The sequence below is a fragment of the Cohnella nanjingensis genome (assembly GCF_014212125.1).
GTDB classification, from domain to species: Bacteria; Bacillota; Bacilli; order Paenibacillales; family Paenibacillaceae; genus Cohnella; species Cohnella nanjingensis.
The window spans coordinates 1-15,412 of record NZ_JACJVP010000089.1; the positions used below are offsets into that span (position 1 = coordinate 1).

13 protein-coding genes are annotated in these 15,412 nt (G+C 60.6%); 10 read left to right on the forward strand and 3 right to left on the reverse strand.

Translation table 11 applies throughout. The features are described 5' to 3' along the window. Positions 1 to 953 precede the first annotated feature (953 nt). A complete protein-coding gene (locus H7C19_RS33820) occupies positions 954 to 1,466 on the forward strand; it encodes a hypothetical protein (RefSeq protein WP_185673498.1) in 513 nt (170 codons plus the stop codon). Positions 1,467 to 1,577: 111 nt separating this feature from the next. On the opposite strand, the gene H7C19_RS33825 is transcribed toward H7C19_RS33820, so the two are convergent. Together H7C19_RS33825 and H7C19_RS33830 are read right to left on the reverse strand one after the other, a co-directional pair. After that, entirely contained in the window at positions 1,578 to 1,874 is a 297-nt protein-coding gene (locus H7C19_RS33825; protein ID WP_185673499.1) for a hypothetical protein, read from the reverse strand. After that, a complete protein-coding gene (locus H7C19_RS33830) occupies positions 1,843 to 2,451 on the reverse strand; it encodes a DUF3990 domain-containing protein (protein WP_185673500.1) in 609 nt (202 codons plus the stop codon). Before H7C19_RS33830 ends, H7C19_RS33825 begins: the two co-directional genes overlap by 32 nt. A gap of 225 nt (positions 2,452 to 2,676) precedes the next feature. On the opposite strand from H7C19_RS33830, the gene H7C19_RS33835 reads away from it, so the two are divergent. Both H7C19_RS33835 and H7C19_RS33840 read left to right on the forward strand, forming a co-directional pair. Next, positions 2,677 to 3,201: a sigma-70 family RNA polymerase sigma factor gene (locus H7C19_RS33835; RefSeq protein ID WP_185673501.1), complete on the forward strand. Its 525-nt coding sequence runs from the start codon at positions 2,677 to 2,679 to the stop codon at positions 3,199 to 3,201. Beyond that, complete coding sequence (locus H7C19_RS33840; RefSeq protein ID WP_185673502.1) at positions 3,194 to 4,603, forward strand: DUF4179 domain-containing protein; 1,410 nt, start codon at positions 3,194 to 3,196, stop codon at positions 4,601 to 4,603. The genes H7C19_RS33835 and H7C19_RS33840 overlap by 8 nt, the downstream gene beginning before the upstream one ends. Positions 4,604 to 4,771: 168 nt before the next feature. Here H7C19_RS33840 and H7C19_RS33845 read toward each other — a convergent pair whose 3' ends face one another. Further along, entirely contained in the window at positions 4,772 to 5,749 is a 978-nt protein-coding gene (locus H7C19_RS33845; RefSeq protein WP_313732057.1) for a D-alanyl-D-alanine carboxypeptidase family protein, read from the reverse strand. A 358-nt stretch (positions 5,750 to 6,107) separates the two neighbouring features. Here H7C19_RS33845 and H7C19_RS33850 point away from each other — a divergent pair, with 358 nt between their 5' ends. From H7C19_RS33850 to H7C19_RS33880, 7 genes are all read left to right on the forward strand, one after another. Beyond that, a complete protein-coding gene (locus tag H7C19_RS33850; RefSeq protein WP_185673504.1) occupies positions 6,108 to 6,689 on the forward strand; it encodes a TetR/AcrR family transcriptional regulator in 582 nt (193 codons plus the stop codon). 33 nt (positions 6,690 to 6,722) lie between these two features. Beyond that, entirely contained in the window at positions 6,723 to 7,091 is a 369-nt protein-coding gene (locus H7C19_RS33855; RefSeq protein ID WP_185673505.1) for an OsmC family protein, read from the forward strand. Positions 7,092 to 7,184: 93 nt separating this feature from the next. Further along, a complete protein-coding gene (locus H7C19_RS33860) occupies positions 7,185 to 8,546 on the forward strand; it encodes a purine-cytosine permease family protein (protein ID WP_185673506.1) in 1,362 nt (453 codons plus the stop codon). Between the two features lie 29 nt (positions 8,547 to 8,575). Next, positions 8,576 to 10,675, forward strand: coding sequence for a hydantoinase/oxoprolinase family protein (locus tag H7C19_RS33865; protein ID WP_185673507.1), 2,100 nt, complete (start codon positions 8,576 to 8,578; stop codon positions 10,673 to 10,675). Beyond that, positions 10,672 to 12,174 (forward strand): hydantoinase B/oxoprolinase family protein, encoded by a 1,503-nt coding sequence (locus tag H7C19_RS33870; protein ID WP_185673508.1) that lies wholly within the window; start codon positions 10,672 to 10,674, stop codon positions 12,172 to 12,174. Before H7C19_RS33865 ends, H7C19_RS33870 begins: the two co-directional genes overlap by 4 nt. Continuing rightward, positions 12,164 to 13,918, forward strand: a complete 1,755-nt coding sequence (locus H7C19_RS33875; RefSeq protein ID WP_185673509.1) for a hydantoinase B/oxoprolinase family protein — start codon at positions 12,164 to 12,166, stop codon at positions 13,916 to 13,918. The genes H7C19_RS33870 and H7C19_RS33875 overlap by 11 nt, the downstream gene beginning before the upstream one ends. A gap of 435 nt (positions 13,919 to 14,353) precedes the next feature. Beyond that, complete coding sequence (locus tag H7C19_RS33880; protein WP_281385112.1) at positions 14,354 to 15,220, forward strand: haloalkane dehalogenase; 867 nt, start codon at positions 14,354 to 14,356, stop codon at positions 15,218 to 15,220. Positions 15,221 to 15,412: the final 192 nt, after the last annotated feature.

Consider the following 15,412-nt stretch of genomic DNA (forward strand, 5'->3'; position numbering starts at 1 on the left):
AGAGGGAGTCCTGGACTCCCTCTTTTGTCATTTCGGGCGTTGCTGTGACGAATAGGGAGTCGCGGATTCCCTCTTTTGTCGTTTCGGACGTTGCTGTGCCGAAGAGGGAGTCTAGGATGCGCCGTTACCGTGAGCCCCCCAATGTAGGTAGTTTACATACGCACATTTGGCGCTACCGCACAAACAACCGTCAATGTAGGTAGTTTACATACGCACATTTGACGCTACCGCACTAACAACCGCAATGTAGGTAGTTTACATACGCACATTGGGCGGCTTCCGCACAACAACCGTCAATGTAGGTAGTTTACATATGCACATTTGGCGCTTCCGCACCGCAACCGTCAATTTAGGTAGTTTACATACGCACATTTGACGTTACCGCACAACAACCGTCAATGTAGGTAGTTTACATACGCACATTTGGCGCTACCGCACAAACAACCGTCAATGTAGGTAGTTTACATACGCACATTTAGCGCTACCGTACAAACAACCGCAATGTAGGTAGTTTACATACGCACATTTGGCGCTTCCGCACAACAACCGCCAATGTAGGTACTTTACATACGCACATTTGGCGCTTCCGCACAACAACCGCCAATGTAGGTACTTTACATACGCACAATTGGCGCTACCGCACTAACAACCGCAATGTAGGTAGTTTACATACGCACATTTAGCGCTACCGCACTAACAACCGCAATGTAGGTGGTTTACATACGCACATTTGGCGCTTCCGCACAACAACCGCCAATGTAGGTACTTTACATACGCACATTTGACGTTTCCGCACAACAACCGCAGTTACCGCGCATCATCCCCCGATGTGGGCAGTTTGGATACTCATTTGCCGCTGCCGCCGCACTAAAGTTACTTTTGAGGACAACGGCGAACATATCCATCCTGTGCTATAATGGACCAATATTTAGGATGGGGACGGAGATGAGGGGATGACGGGATTCCGCCCGATGTTCTGGGGCATGTTGTTTTTGCTGGATTTCCGGATCAACGGTTGGGATCTGCTGCCCGACGCAGTCGGATACGGATTGCTGTACGGCGGACTGAGCGCGCTGAGCGCCAAGAGCACGTCGTTCTCATCCGGCAGCAAGCTTGCCTTGATCTTAATGCTGATCTCGCTGCCCGATCTGAATCAGTCCTGGCTCGGCGGGAGCCCGTTCTACTTCGCTTATCAGTTGATCTTGATAGGCCTCCATCTCTGCATGATCTACTCGATCACCAAAGGCATTCAGGAGCTGGCCATCATACAGGATCGGACTGATCTGTACGATGCGGCGCAGAGCCGATGGCGACTCTTCTTGGCGGGCTGCTGCTTAACGGTCTTGATGATGACCGGCTTGATCGCAGCGGCGCCAATATTAATTCTCGTGTGGATCTTCTCTCTCATCACGTATGTGCTGATGATGGAGCTGCTCTCGCGGTGCGGCAGCGTATTCGTAGATTGACATAATCCAGGGGCAAATGCGGGATACGTGGTGGAGGCAGCGATTAGGGGCATGGGGTGGAAAGCAAAAAAATCCGTCTCGCGAGAGACGGATTGTGCGTTCCGATATGGATTATCTCCCGTAGGCAAAGGACGCGCTTCGTTCGGCCGGCAGCACGCCGCCGCGCAGCAGATCCCTCTCGCCGGCGATGAGCCGTTCGAGCCAAGCTTCGGGGGGATACTGGCTCCGATGCGCTTCGGAGATGCGTTCCGCGTGATCGCGCGGGGCATCATAGGCGCCGAGCTTGCGAATGACATGAACATAGCGGACGACCAACGCCCGGGCTTCTTCGGCAGCATATCCGTGTTCGGCGGTCAACGCTTCGACGATGCCGCGTTCATACCGATTCAGTCTGACTTGACTGGTCATGGTAGACCCACCTTCCTTCCGCATGCACGTAGTACCCGATGAATCGCAAATGGGGTTCCCAGCGTTCGGAGGAGAATACGACCTGATTTCCGAGCCGGAGGGCGTCGAGCCGCCTTCCATTCGCGGTGCGGGTAATTTGATCGTAGAACCATTCGACGTCTTTTCCTAATTGTAACGCATCGACCATCAATTTTCCAGTATCGTTGTCCGCCATAGGGCCGATGACGATGTCGGGATGGCGATCGCACGGATCCTGTCCTTTGCCCGTCGCCGAACGATGGTTGAAGATGAAGTCGGCCCAGGCGAGCGATTCGGACAAGAAGACGCACGGGGTTAGGCGGCGCGGCAGCGAAGCCATCTCGATGACCAGCACGCACGGCCGGGTCGGCTGAACGGAGCCGCCCGCGGCTTTGTGCGCCCATTTGCGCGCTTGCGCGGGAGAGATGGTCGTGTAGAAGCCTTCGCCGAAGTCGCGGCCCGGCCGCCAATAGGTTCGGTTCAGCAATCGCTGGCCGAAGCTGCCGACGCATCGTTCGGCGGTGCCGTGGTAGAGCACCTGCGGGGTGATGATATCCATAATACCCTCCTTTGCGTCGTTTGGTTCTTTGTTTAACGTATCAGAAAGTATAAGTTTCACAAATCCTTTGCTGATCCGTCTCCGATAAAAACGCGTTGCCCTCTTCCGTGAAGACGGCAAAGCCGTTTTTACTAGGTTCGCTGCATAGGCAGAAAATTCCTTGTCTCGGGCGAAAACCGTTTGGCGCCGTTCGCAGTCTAATTGTCGTGGAGAGGAGAGAGCGCGTTGACGATCATCGAACAAGTCTTGGCCGCGCAGGCGGGGGACGACGAAGTCTTCTACGAGCTGGTGAGCAGCCAAAAGCATAAGTTGTACGCGATCGCCTACGCCTATCTGAAGAACGAATCCGACGCGTTGGATGCGATCCAAGAGGCGACATGCCGGGCCTACGCCAAACTAAGAAAACTGAAGGAGCCGGGCTATTTCCATACGTGGCTCATCCGAATTCTGATTCATCACTGCATCGACGAGCAGAAGCGCCGCAGCAGGGCTCTGCCGCTCTACCTGATCCCGGAGTCGCTGGTCGCCGAGCTGAATCTGGAGGATCGGATCGTGCTGCGCATCGCGATCGATCGACTGCCGCCGAACTACCGGCACATCATCATCCTGAAGTACGACCAGGATATGACGCTGACCGAGATTGCGAAGCTGCTGGAGAAGCCGGAAGGCACGGTAAAGACGTGGCTGAACAAAGCGCTGAAGGAGCTGCGGGTTTCGTTCGGCAGGGAAGGGGGATACGATCATGCATGAAGAGGAAGCGAGAGAGGCTCGCATAGACGGCGCTTTGACCGACCGGATCGACCTTGCGATCCGAGCGGGCATCCGGGACGGTCGACAGGCGAAGACAAGGGCGCGGAGAAGAACCGCACGCCGGTGGAGCATCGGCGCGGCCGCCGTCCTCCTGATCGCCTCCTGTCTCGTGAGCATCCGCGTCTCGCCGGCGTTCGCCGCGATGCTGAGGGAGGTGCCGGGTTTTGCGGCATTCATCGATCGGGTCCAGCAATCCAATTACGATCGGAGCCTCTCGCTGGCCGCCGACAACGACTACGCCCAGCCGGTCGGGCTCTCCGACGAACATGACGGCATGAAGCTCACCGTGGAGGGCATCCTGGCGGACGACGGCCGGCTCGTGGTGTACTTCGACGTACGGGGAGAGGGGGCGGAAGACGCGCTCCGCATCGGCTGGCCGACCGTGACCGACTTGCAGGGCAAGACGCTGGAGGCTGGCATTCAGTCCGGCACCCCGGGGGAGTATGAGAAGGACGGCCGGAAGACGGGCATCTACCAAGGGATGGTGGACGTACAGATGGGAACGGGCGTCGCGCTGCCGGACGAAGCGGTTTTCAAAGTCCGCTTGGGCAAAGAATCAAGCGTCAATGCGCCAAGAAACGATGGCGGGAGCCTCCCGCCGGTCGCGCTGGACACGGATCCCGAATTCACGGTCCGGTTCAAGATCGACCACAGCCGGTTCGAGGGATTGAAGCAGCAGATCGCGATGAACCAATCGATCACGGTCGCCGGGCAGACGGTCACGTTCGAGAAGGCCGAGATCTCCCCGCTGCGCATCGCGCTCTACATGAGCTATCCGGAGGGGAACGAGATGCAGATCTTCAATGCGGGCGACATCCAACTCGTCGACGATCAGGGCAATGCGTGGAAGTGGACCGGCGGGACGGGGGAGCGGAATCGCCCGATCCAATACTTCGAGAGCAGCTACTTCAAGCAGCCCCGGGAACTCTATGTCGAGGGCAGTTGGTTCACCGCGCTGGACGCGAAGAGCCGCAAGGTCGTCATCGATACGAAGGAGAAGCGAATCCTGAAAGCGCCCGACGACAAGATCATGCTCGCGAACGTGGTAAATGGGCCTTCCTATACGACGCTGACCATCGGAATTATGGGGACTCGGACGGATGACAATCGAGGGTACGCGCTGTTCGGCTGGGACGGGTTCACGGACGGCGCCGGGAAGCTTCATCGCTTCTCCGAGAACAAAGCCGACACGGTCGGCTCGTGGCGTTCCACCAACGACGGCGTTACGCTGCAGGAAGCATACTACTATCTGGCTAACGAAGACTATCCGCAGCCGCTCACTTTCGACGTGTACGAATATCCGGCTTACATCGTGGAGCCGTACAGGGTCCGCATACGGTAGAACGCAACCAAAAGAAGGCTATCCCCGAGTCGAACATCGACTCGGCGGATAGCCTTTCGTTTCACGGTTCGGATAGGATCGTCGCTGGCGGGAAACCTTGAAGACAAAGAAAAAAGCATCGCCGTCCTCGAAGGACAGCGATGCCGCTGGCGACTGGAGTTCAATCCATTAGGCCTTCGTGCCGGGAGCGTTCTCTTCCAGATATTCTTCCAGCGTGATGTGCTGCTTCATGATCTCCTTGGCCATCTCCACGCCGACGTAGCGGATGTGCCACGGCTCGTAGGAGTAGCCCGTGATGTCTTCCTTGCCCTTCAGGAAACGGATGATGAAGCCGTACTCGGCGCAATGCGAGGCCAGCCATTTGCCTTCCTTGGTCTTGGCGAACTTCTCTTCCAGCTCGTAGTTCGCGCTGGCGCTGGACACGTCCATCGCGAGACCCGTCTGGTGCTCGCTCTGGCCTGGGTGCGCGCTCGTCTTGTTCGCGACTTCGGCGCCTTTCAGCTCGGCGTTGCGGTCGAAGATCGCCTTCTGCGTCGCGTACGAGCGGTAGCCCGATACGGCCTTCAGCGTGATGCCGTCGTCGCTCGCGCCCGCGAAGAGCTTCTCGAGCGCCCGCGCCGCCGGCCGCTGCAGCTGCTTCTTGGGCGAATCGCCGGAGAACGAGAAGGCGACGTCAGGCACGACGAGATCGGCCGGCTTGTACGTGGAAGGCAGATTGCGCTTCTTGTTCACGAGGACGTACATGCTGGAGGTGTTCGTCACGACAGCGAGTCCGTCCTTGTTCTGCTTGATCGTCTTGTCCGGCGCGTTCGCCGCGAGGATGGCCGCCAGGCTGTCTTCGCCCGCCGCGGGCGCCTGCGTCTCCACCGGCGTCGGCTTGGGCGTCTTGCCCGGCTTCGCGGTGGCTGCCGGCTTGTCCGCCGGCGGGGTCGCCGTGTCGTCAGGCGCCGGGTCGGCGCTCTCCGCGGGATCCGGCGACGGCGACGGCTCGTCCGACGCGTTAGGCGGAGAAGCCGATGCCGATGCGGATGCCGGCGGCTGCGACAGCGAGATGCTGCCCCAGACGTCCGATTTGCTCACTTCAATCATACCCCAAACGAGAATGGCCGCTCCGGCCGTTAAGATCAATAGTCGTCGTTTTCTCACATTCATCGCCTCCAAACTATTGATATAGACGTAGGTTGATAGGGAAAGGTTTCGACAGAGAACGCGGTTTTTCGGAGATGATCCGAGCTTTTCTTTGCTTCTTCGCCAAAGAACAGTGAAGATAGAAAAAAGAATGGTCCATGAACGAGAGGGAATCCATGAAGAAGTCGTTGTTGGCGCCGATCTCGCGCGTGCTGGCGATTGCGTTGCTCGGGGCATCCACGAGGGAAATGGATTGACAAATTCATAGTTAACCGATAAGATTTGAATTGACTGACGAGTCAATCGGGAGGGTGTGGCCGCCATTACGGATGAAAAGGATAAAGAACAAAACGAATTAGGGCGAAAAGAGCTCCTGATGGAAATTGCGCTGGAGCGATTCGCCAAATACGGCTACCGCCAGACGAAGATCTCGGATATCGTCGGTCAGGCCGGCGTGGCGCAGGGCACCTTCTACTGGTACTTCAAGAGCAAAGAGGCCGTCGCGCTGGAGATTATCCGATCCGGCCAGGAGAAGCTGCTATCGGTCATTCAACAGGGCTATCGCAAGCAGGCGGGGTCCGTGCAGGACATGGTCCAAGCTTCCGAAGGGCTGCTGGCCGGCATTTTCGGCTTTGCCCGGGACAATCGCCATCTGATGGAGATGCTGCTGACGGGAAGCGGAGGAGACGAGACGATTCGTCAGGCCGCTCACGAGACCCGCATCGCGATGGAGGAAGCCTTCCGCCGCAACATGAACCGGGCGATCGAGCTGGGCATGCTGCCGGAGTCGATGAATCCGGGCGTGCGCGCAGCATTGCTCATGAGCCTCATCGAGGGCGTGATCGCCCGCTGGCTGTTCGGTCCCACGCATCCCGAATCGGGCATCGGCGAACGGTCGGCCGAAGAACTCGCGGCCGAGACCGCGCGCTTTGAATTTTTTGGCTTATTGGGCGTGTAAGTCCTACCTGACCTCAAGGAGGAACATCTAGTGATGGCAATCAAATGGCTGGACCGGCGTTACGTCGTGAACCACCCCGACGGATCGGCATGGGGAACGGAAGCGTCGACGGCTTGGACGCCGATCGAGCTGATGGAGGCATCGCTCGGGCTCTGCGTGGCGAAGTCTCTGAACTTGGCGATGGCGCAAGACGGTATCGAAGCGGATCGCTTCGACGTCTCCGTCAGCTCCGCAAAGGCGACGTCCGGCGCGCCGAGGCTGGCGAATATGGAATTGAAGGTAGAGCTGCCGGAGCTCTTCGACCCGGACTATCGGGACAAGCTGCTGCAGCACGCTTCCCGCATCTGCACGATCGGCAACACGCTTAAAAAGGGAAGCGAAATCGAATACGAATCCGCTTGAGCGATTCCCATGTTCGGGACGACCCGTCATGCTCCGCCTGCGGCATCAAGCCTCTTGAGGTAAGATCAGACTAGATCGGGAGAGTGTTGACTAATGTCGGAAGCACTGAAAAATACGGTATCGGCAGGCTCTGCCGGTGTCGAGGATTATTCGATCACGGCGGTGCCGGGCGATGAGCGCAAGTCGGTCCTGAATATCGCGGTAACTTGCTGCGCCTGGATCATCTCGATGTCCACCCTGTTTGCGGGAGGCGCGCTCGCGTCCGGCCTGACCTTCGGCCAATCGTTGTTGGCCGGCGCACTAGGCATGCTAATTCTAGCGGTGATCGGCTTTTTCCAAGGATGGATGGGGGCGAAATACGGCGTATCGACGACCGTGCTGGCCAGGCATGCGTTCGGACGAGCCGGAGCGGGGCTGTTCGGACTCGTGTTGTCGATTACGCTAGGGATCGGGTGGTTCGCTTGGCAGATCGCCTTCTTCGGCTTAACCATCGAGCAGATGTTCCCGGACGCCTGGTTCGCGGATCATACCGTCGCCATGGTGTGGGGCGGCATCCTGATGCTGACCACGGCGTTCATCGGCTACAAGGGACTCGCGGCCATTAGCTTTATCGCCGTTCCGCTCGTCTTTATCCTGTCGATCTGGGGTATCGTGGCGGCGGTCGACCATGCGGGCAGCTTCGATGCCCTGCTCCACGCGCAACCGTCCTCCGGGACCGGCATGACGCTGTTCGCCGGCATTACGCTCGTCGTCGGGAACGCCGCGCTTGGCGCGGTCGTCTTCCCTGACATCACCAGATACGGCAAAACGCCGTTGAAGGGCGGCTTGGGCGCCTCGCTGGGGTATTTCCTGGGCGGATTGTTCTGCGTCGGCGCCGGGGCGGCCATTACCCTCGCGGCTCAAGTGCCGGGGCTCGGCTCCACCCCGAATATTCCGGCCGCGATGGCGCAGATCGGCCTCGGATTCTTCGCCTTCCTCATCCTCGTATTCGCCCAATGGACGACGAACGACAACAACCTGTACACCGGCGCGCTCGGATTGCGGAACGTCGTGAAGCTTCCGAAGTTCGTGCTCGTCCTCGCGATGGGGCTGGCGGGAATCGCCATTGCCGTTGTCGGCATCCAGGATCAATTCGTTCCTTTCCTCAACACGCTGGGAACCTACGTGCCGCCGATCGCCGGCATTATGGTGGCGGACCATTGGATCGTAGGTCCTTACATTCGGCGCTCGCCTTATCGTTTCGGGCCGGGCACCGAATACGCGACGATTAACTTCGTGGCCATCCTCGTCGTCGTGCTGGCCGGCTTCATCGCTTCGAAGCTTTCGTTCGGCATCGGCCCGATCAATGCCGTCGTCATCGGCTTCGCCGGCTACGTCGCGATCGTTTATCTGTTCCGTCTGTTCCATATTCCTTATTCGATCGGCAATCGCAGAGAGGACGCTTCGGGGTTCTGACCGATCGACCACATGGAGGTTAACCGTCAATGAATGCTGCTACCGCTTACCCGACTTGGATGCTGGGCATCGACGTAGGGGGAACGTTCACCGACCTTGTCGCGCTGGATGGCGAGGGTCATCTGACTTCGACGAAGACGCCTTCCACGCCGGACCCTTCCGTTGGCGTCATGAACGGCATCGCCAAGCTGGCAGGGAAGTTCGGCTTGTCCTTAAGCGATTTTCTGAACCGCTGCACGCTCATCGTCCATGGGACGACGGTCGCGACCAACACGCTGCTGGAGTTCTCGGGCGCCAAAGTCGGCCTGCTCACGACCGAAGGGTTCCGGGACGAGATCGAGTTCCGTCGGGCTTACAAGGAGAGCGTCTTCTCTCCCCGGCTTCCCGCGCCCCATCCGATCGTACCCCGCCGTCTTCGCATCGGCGTACCGGAGCGGCTGGACGCGCAGGGCGGCATTCTTCGGCCGCTCGACGAGGAGGCGGTCCGGGAGGCCGTCCGGTTCTTCGTCGAAGAAGAAGTCGAGGCCGTCGCGGTCTGCTTCCTCTTCAGCTTCCTCGATCCGACGCATGAGCGCAGGGCGGGAGAGATCGTCGCGGAAGAAGCGCCGCACCTCTTCGTGTCGCTGTCGAACGACGTGCTGCCGCAGATCCGCGAATTCGAGCGGGTGAGTACGACCGTCGTCAACGCCTATACGGGACCCGCGCTGCAGCGGTATCTCGAGCGTCTCGAGCAGTCGCTCGGCGAGGAGGGCTTCACGGGCGAGCTGTACGTGATGCAGTCCAACGGAGGCGTCCAGAACGTCGTGCAGAGCGGCCGCTTGGCCGCCGGCTGCCTGCTGTCCGGTCCCGCCGGCGGCGTGACCGCCGCCTCGTTCATCGGGGAGCGCATCGGTCACCACAACCTCATCACGGTGGACATGGGCGGAACGAGCTACGACGTGTCCGTGATCGAACAGCTGCAGCCGACCCTGTCGACCGAGAGCTGGATCAGCCGGTACCGCATCGCTCTGCCGATGCTGGATATCCATACGGTCGGCGCGGGCGGCGGGAGCATCGCCTGGGTAGACGGCGGCGGCTTGCTGCAAGTCGGTCCGCGCAGCGCCGGCTCCTATCCGGGACCTGCCTGCTACGGACGGGGAGGGACGGAGCCTACGGTGACCGACGCCAACCTGTTCCTTGGCTACCTGAACCCCGACCGGTTCTTGGGCGGGGAGATGAAGCTTGACGCGGCCGCGGCCGAGCGGGCCATTCGCACCCATATCGCCGAGCCGCTCGGCATCTCGACGATCGAGGCGGCCATCGCCATCTCGGAGATCGTGAACAACAACATGTCGAACGCGATCCGCTTCGTGACGACGCAGCGCGGCTACGATCCGCGCCGATTCGCGCTGCTGGCGGCGGGAGGCGCTGGCGCCATTCACGCCGGCAGGCAAGCGGAGGACTTGGGCATCGAGACGGTGATCGTCCCCGGATTCGCGCCGGTGCTCTGCGCGTTGGGCGACGTCTCGGCCCCGCTCAAGGTGACGGAGCTCAGAACCCGCTTCGAACGGGCCGCATCCGTCAATCTGGAAGGAATCAACGCCCTCTTCGACGAGATGGAGCGGTCGGCCAGAGACAAGCTCGGCGGGGGCAAGACGGCGCGGCAGTTCGAGGCCAGACGATACGTAGACCTTCGGTACGAAGGCGAAGTGCATGAGGTGACCGTGCCCATCCGGACGCGCACCCGTAGGGTTACCGCGCTGAATCTGGAGGCGACCGTGGCGCAATTCCACGTCATGCACGAGCGGCTGTACGCGCATCAGAATCCGGGGCAGCCGGTAGAGCTTCTGAATTTGCGGTTGGACCTGATCGGCTTGCGGGATCGGATCCAACTGCAAGAATCGCCCTTCGACGAGGAGAACCCGGAAGCGGCGTTGACGGGGCGGCGTCCGGTTCACTTCGGCGCGAAAGCCGTTCAAGCGCATATCTACAACGGGGATCTGCTGAAGCCGGGCCATATGATCGTCGGACCTGCGGTGATCGAACAGTGGGGAACGACAATCGTCGTCTACCCGGGCCATGAGGCGCTGATCGACGCGCTGGGCAACTGCATGATCGAAGTGAGGCGGGAAAGAGAGGGCAGGCTATGACGAAAAATGCGGCCAACCAGATTGAGGATCAAATCGTCTATGGGAAGCTCGCCGCGCTGAACCGGCATGCGGGCGATCGCCTGCAACGGATATCCCGATCGCCGCTGATCGCGGAGGACCGCATGTTCGCAGCGGGCGTGCTGACCGCCCGCCTGGAGCTTGCGCACCAGCTTCAATACGAGCCGGAGCATCTGTACGCTTTGCGCGCTTCCGTTCGTCACGCCTTCGATAGGTTCGCCTACGACATTGCGGAAGGCGACGTCATCCTGACGGCCGATCCGTACGGCGGAGGCACGAAAGGGCAGTCCCTCACGCTGGTCGTGCCCACCTTCGTGGACGGCGAACTCGCGCTGTCGCCCGCCATTCGCGCCCAAATGACCGATCTCGGAGGCGAGATCCCGGGCGGCTTCAATCCGGTCGCTTACGAACTCTGGCAAGAGAGCGTGCGGATCACGCCGGTCAAGCTCTTCGCCGGAGGCAAGCTCCAACGGGACGTCCTGCGCTTCCTGACGACGAACAGCCGGACGTCCGAATGGTTCGGCGACGATCTCGAAGCGCTGCACGCCTGTTGCCGCGAGTCGCAGCGTTCCATTCTGGAGCTCATCCATGAGTACGGAATGGAGAAGGTGAACCGCTCGGTGTCCAGCATGCTCGCCTATGCGAGGTCGGAGGCGCTGCGGGCCCTTCCGGATGCGAGCGAGGCGGCCGCCCTGCCGGGAAAGGCCGACCTTCCGTTCGAGGGGGCGGACTTGGAGATCCGCGTCCGGGCGTACCGCGACGAAGACCGGTTCGTATTCGACTTCGCGGACAGCCCGGCGCAGCGGCATAGTCCGTACAATTGCACCCGGGAAACCGCGCAGTCCTTCGCCGTGTCCGCCGCCCTGGCGCATCTTCTGGACGATCTGCCGCTCAACGACGGTCTGCTCGAATCGTTCCGCTTCGAGCTGCCGCCAGGCTCGATCATCTGTCCCGAATTCCCGGCCGCGACGGCGCTCGGCGGGTCCTATACGGGCCATGCCGTAGCCGCTGCCGTGACCGATGCGCTGAATGCGGGCAACAGCGACGGCGCCTACCCCGGCATTCACGGCACGGGGCCTTGGGCGATGCTGTATCCCCCGGTCGGATCGGAGCGGGTCGTCCCGATGCGGGTCGATCCCGGATTCGCGTCGGCCGGGGACGGCTGGGGACCCGCCGGACTGAGCGGATCGGGACGGCTGATGTCGGCGGAAGAGCTGGAAGCCCGTTATGGATTCCGCATGGAAAGGAGGGAACGGCTGGAAGGAAACGACCGCGGTATGGAGGTTCGCCTTCGCGTGTTGGACGGGGAGTGGGAATACAAGCTGTTCTCGCCGGAAGAAGGGGAATTATCGATTCATGCGGCGGACGCATCCGCGGCTCCTTCGGGCAAGCGGACTTTAAAGCCGGGAGACGTCATCGATTTTCGTTACAAGGGACCCGGCCCTCTCGAAAGGAAAGGAGGAACGCGCGATGAGGACTAATCCGAGCGATCGCATCTTGTCCCAGGTCGTCGGCGGCACGCTCGATTCGGTGGCCCAGGAGATGAGCGCCGTCGTGACGAGAACCGCGCGCTCGCCGCTGTTCAACGAAGCGCACGATTTTACGACAGGCATCTTCGACCTGCCCGGCAGCCAATCCCGTCTGGTCGCGCAAGCGCCGGGATGCACGCTTCACCTCTATGCGGTCGTCAGCGCGGTAGACCGATTGATGGAAGCGTTCCGGTACGATCTCCATCCGGGCGACGTGCTTCTCGTGAACGACCCCTACTATGGCGGCTCCCACAGCTTGGACTGGACGATCGTGACGCCCGTCTTCCACGGACGCAAGCCGATGCTGCTGCCTGCCGTTCGAAGCCATATGGGCGACAATGGCGGTCCCGTCGCCGGCGGCTACAATCCCAGATCCCGCGACATCTGGCAGGACGGGCTGCGCATCCCTCCGATCAAGCTGTACGAGCGGGGGGAGAAGCGCCGGGACGTGTTCGAGATGATTCTCGGCAATAACCGGCTGGCGCATTGGCTGGAAGGCGACCTCGACGCGATGATCGGGGCTTGCAAGGTGGCCGCCGAACGCATTCAGAGCCTGCTTGAACGATACGGCGGAGATGCGGTCGCCGAGGCCGTCGACAGCCGGATCGCCTATACGGAGAAGCGGGTGCGGGAGGAGATCGCGAGCTGGCCGGACGGCACCTACACGGCGGAGACGTTTGCCGATCATGATTTTCAGGGAATGCAGGATATTCAGGTGCGGGCAACCGTGACGGTGTCCGGCAGCGACCTCGCGATCGACTTCACGGGTTCGTCTCCGCAGGTAGCCGGGTTCGTAAACAGTCCGCTCTCCAACACGACGTCGTTTGCCTTCGTCGCGATCTCGACCTGCTGCGACGAAGACATCCCGATCAACGAAGGCTACATGAATCCCGTAACCGTTACGGCGCCGCTCGGGACGGTCGTAAATCCCAAGCCGCCTGCCCCGTGCGGGCATGCCACGGCGTGCGTCGGCGCGGAGATCGCGGAAGCGGTGCTGCTGGCGCTGTCCCAATGCGCGCCGAACCGGGTCGGCGTGAACGCGCACAAGCTGCCGCTCGCTTATTCGCATGGGCAATACGAAGACGGCCGCCCGTGGGTGAACTTGAACTTCTACGGGTATACCGGAGGCGCCGGGGCGGCTTACGGCACGGACGGATGGGGGCTGTATCCGCCGGTGATGACGGGCGTCATCCTCCCGTCGATCGAGATGACGGAGCTGCAGTATCCGAGCCGGGTGCTTCAGCACGAGTACAAAGCCGACTTCACCGGCCCCGGCCGTTGGCGGGGAGCGCCTGGACTCGAGGTCCGCATTCAGCATCTGGCGGATAGCCGAACCAGCGTCATGATGGCGGGCGTGCGCCATACGACCCAGGGCTTCTGCGGGGCGGGCGCCGGCCCGTCCAACCGGGTCGTCGTCGACGAGGGGCGGCCCGGCGCGCTCGAAGTCCCGGAGACGGCGTTCAACGTCGGCATGGCTGCGGGAGGCGTCTTGGCCTTCCACCGCTCCGGCGGCGGCGGCTGGGGCGATCCGCTCGACCGGGAAGCGGAAGCCGTGCTGGATGACGTGCTGAACGGTTATGTCTCCGTGGAGCATGCGTTCGCGGATTATGGCGTCGTCATCCAGTCGATTGGCAAGAAGCCGGTATTGGATCTTCCCGCCACCATCGCCGAACGAGACCGCCGCCGCTCTTCTTGATTCGGATCCCGCAAGGCCGCCTGGCAGGGCGGTGAACCTCATTATAGAACGAGAGCCCTCGGGCAGCGCGATTGTCGCGCGGTCCGGGGGCTTTGTGCGTTCTTTTCTACGTTTCGCACCTATCGTTAACAATGCGATAGCAAATGGTGCTTATATTGGGCTTGTAAGAGAAGGCGAAGCCGGACTGCGCATTTATGGTTGACTAATCAACTGATATATGGAATAATTACCCTATGGTTGACTAGTAAACTATATGGGAAGGAGCGCAAGCCGACGGGATGAAAGTCGATGGCACGATGATTCAAGGCAAGGCATGCCGCAAACAGGGAACGGTCATAGAGACATATCGACCTATCCGCCGAATGAAGTCGCAGGCTTGCAGTGCGGGAGTGGCAAATTCAAATTGGAAAGGCGAGAGATGAGATGATTAGCGAAATGTTCCCTTACGAGAAAAAACGTCAAAGGGTTTTGGGGTTGGAGATGGCCTACGTGGAGATGGGGAGCGGCGATCCGATTGTTTTCCTGCATGGGAATCCTTCGTCCTCGTATCTCTGGCGCAACCTGATCCCTTATGCACAAGCGCATGGGCGCGTCATCGCACCCGATCTCATAGGGATGGGGGACTCCGAGAAACGACCCGACGGCGGTCCGGACGCGTATACCTTTGTCGAGCATCGCCGTTATCTCGATGCGCTGCTGGACCAGCTCGGCGTCAGCGAGCGCGTAGTCTTCGTGGTTCACGACTGGGGATCGGCCCTGGGCTTTGACTGGGCGTACCGCCATCCCGGCGCCGTGAAGGGGATCGTCTATATGGAGGCGATCATCAAACCCCGCGCGTGGAGCGAGATTCCCGAGGCCGGGCGCCAGATTTTCCAGGCGCTGCGCTCCCCCGCAGGCGAACAGATGGTGTTGGAACAAAACTCGTTCATCGAGGTCAACCTTCCGAGGACGATGCTGCGCAAGCTGACGGAGGAAGAGATGAGGCAATATCGCCGGCCGTTCGCAGAACCGGGCGAAGCGCGCCGACCTACGTTAGCCTGGGCGCGTCAGCTTCCCATCGACGGAGAGCCGGCCGACGTGACCGCCATCGTCACCGCCTACGGAGAGTGGCTGGCGCAGAGCCCTATTCCCAAATTATTCATCCAAGCCGATCCCGGCACGATGCCGCAGTCCCATATCGAATTCTGCCGCACCTGGCCCGCGCAGACCGAAGTAACGGTGCGAGGTCTCCACTATCCCCAAGAGGATGCCCCGGCCGAGGTGGGCGAGGCGCTCGCCGCTTGGTTGCAAGAGCTGAACTGAGGCGATTGGAGCTAATCTGAGCGAACAGCCGGAGCTTGCGCGCCTCTCGGCAGGCATCGGAACGTATTAGAAAGAAGAGGATTCCCTTTTCGCCATGGCCGCCGGAACCTGCCGGACGGCCTTTTTTTTACGAAAATGGTCTTGGCCATTATCGCTTTCAGGGCTTACACACCTAATCATCGTAGGGAATAT

Bases quoted from the DNA above. Each gene is read 5' to 3' on its own strand.
- H7C19_RS33820 (WP_185673498.1), top strand. From the start codon at position 954: ATGACGGGATTCCGCCCGATGTTCTGGGGCATGTTGTTTTTGCTGGAT.
- H7C19_RS33825 (WP_185673499.1), bottom strand. From the start codon at position 1,874: ATGACCAGTCAAGTCAGACTGAATCGGTATGAACGCGGCATCGTCGAA.
- H7C19_RS33830 (WP_185673500.1), bottom strand. From the start codon at position 2,451: ATGGATATCATCACCCCGCAGGTGCTCTACCACGGCACCGCCGAACGA.
- H7C19_RS33840 (WP_185673502.1), top strand. From the start codon at position 3,194: ATGCATGAAGAGGAAGCGAGAGAGGCTCGCATAGACGGCGCTTTGACC.
- H7C19_RS33850 (WP_185673504.1), top strand. From the start codon at position 6,108: ATGGAAATTGCGCTGGAGCGATTCGCCAAATACGGCTACCGCCAGACG.
- H7C19_RS33855 (WP_185673505.1), top strand. From the start codon at position 6,723: ATGGCAATCAAATGGCTGGACCGGCGTTACGTCGTGAACCACCCCGAC.
- H7C19_RS33860 (WP_185673506.1), top strand. From the start codon at position 7,185: ATGTCGGAAGCACTGAAAAATACGGTATCGGCAGGCTCTGCCGGTGTC.
- H7C19_RS33865 (WP_185673507.1), top strand. From the start codon at position 8,576: ATGAATGCTGCTACCGCTTACCCGACTTGGATGCTGGGCATCGACGTA.
- H7C19_RS33870 (WP_185673508.1), top strand. From the start codon at position 10,672: ATGACGAAAAATGCGGCCAACCAGATTGAGGATCAAATCGTCTATGGG.
- H7C19_RS33875 (WP_185673509.1), top strand. From the start codon at position 12,164: ATGAGGACTAATCCGAGCGATCGCATCTTGTCCCAGGTCGTCGGCGGC.
- H7C19_RS33880 (WP_281385112.1), top strand. From the start codon at position 14,354: ATGTTCCCTTACGAGAAAAAACGTCAAAGGGTTTTGGGGTTGGAGATG.